Origin of the sequence: Neobacillus drentensis (assembly GCF_036966985.1) — a bacterium.
Taxonomy (GTDB): Bacteria; Bacillota; Bacilli; order Bacillales; family Cytobacillaceae; genus Neobacillus; species Neobacillus drentensis_E.
In genome coordinates this window covers 1-1,430 of the sequence record NZ_JBALSN010000725.1, presented here as the reverse complement: position 1 = coordinate 1,430, position 1,430 = coordinate 1, and the positions used below count along the sequence as shown (strand labels likewise).

Here is a 1,430-nt window from a genome sequence, read left to right as displayed (position 1 = left end):
ATAATGCTTATATGCCGTCATTGACCCTTGGCTGCGGAACTTATGGCGGAAATTCTGTCTCAACAAACGTTGGTACCATTCATTTAATGAATATTAAAAAAGTAGCGAAAAGGAATATAAATATGCAGTGGTTTAAAGTACCGTCTAAAATTTATTTCGAAAAAAACTCTACACAGTACTTAGCTAAAATGCCGAAAATTTCAAAAGCCTTTATTGTCACAGACCCTGGAATGGTGAAATTAGGTTATGTTGATAAAGTCCTTTATTATTTAAGAAAACGTCCCGATTATGTGCATTGTGAAATCTTTTCGGAAGTGGAACCGGATCCGTCCATTGAAACGGTGATGAAGGGTGCAGAAATGATGGCTAACTTCCGGCCTGATGTGATTATTGCACTTGGCGGTGGTTCCGCAATGGATGCTGCCAAGGGAATGTGGTTGTTCTATGAACATCCAGATACCGAATTCTTTGGCTTAAAACAAAAATTCTTAGATATTCGAAAACGGATTGTAAAATATCCTAATCTTGGCCAAAGAGCACAATTTGTGGCCATTCCTACCACTTCTGGAACAGGCTCGGAGGTAACGTCATTCTCGGTAATTACTGATAAAGAAGCAAATATTAAATATCCGCTTGCTGATTATGAATTAACACCTGACGTAGCCATTATCGATCCGCAGTTTGTGATGACGGTGCCAAAACACATTACGGCCGATACCGGATTGGACGTCTTGACACACGCCATTGAAGCATATGTGTCCTGTATGGCAAATGATTTTACTGATGGCCTCGCAATTAAAGCCATCCAACTCGTATTTGAGTACCTGCCAAGAGCCTACAAAAACGGCCAGGATGAAGAAGCTCGTGAAAAGGTTCATAATGCATCAACCATTGCCGGTATGGCGTTCGCTAACGCATTTTTAGGTATTAACCATAGCCTTGCCCATAAGCTTGGAGCCGAGTTCCATATTGCACACGGTCGTGCAAATGCTGTACTTATGCCACATGTTATACGCTATAATGCTACAAAGCCAAAGAAATTCACTGCTTTTCCGAAGTACAATCATTTCAAAGCTGACCAACGTTATGCTGAAATCGCTAGAATTCTGGGATTACCTGCAAGTACCACCGAGGAAGGTGTTGAGAGCCTCGTTCAGGCCATTATTGAACTGACTCAAGAGCTGGAAGTGCCAATGAGCCTTGAAGCAAATCATATTAATAAAGCTGAATTTGAAAGCAAAATTGACTATCTAGCAGATCGGGCTTTCGAAGACCAATGCACCACAGCCAATCCTAAGCTTCCATTAGTAACTGAATTAGCAGAAATTTACCGCCAAGCCTATAAAGGGGTATAACAATCGATGCCAATGCGAAAAATCAAACTAGATGATTTTTCGTATTGGCTTTTTACTTTTTAGAATGAGGTGGAA

The 1,430-nt window shown here is 40.7% G+C and carries 1 protein-coding gene; it reads left to right on the top strand.

The window, feature by feature from the left end:
• Positions 1-1,355, top strand: a 1,355-nt coding sequence (locus V7659_RS31000; RefSeq protein WP_335543835.1) for an iron-containing alcohol dehydrogenase, incomplete at its 5' end; no start/stop codon positions are given.
• Between the last annotated feature and the right edge of the window lie 75 nt (positions 1,356-1,430).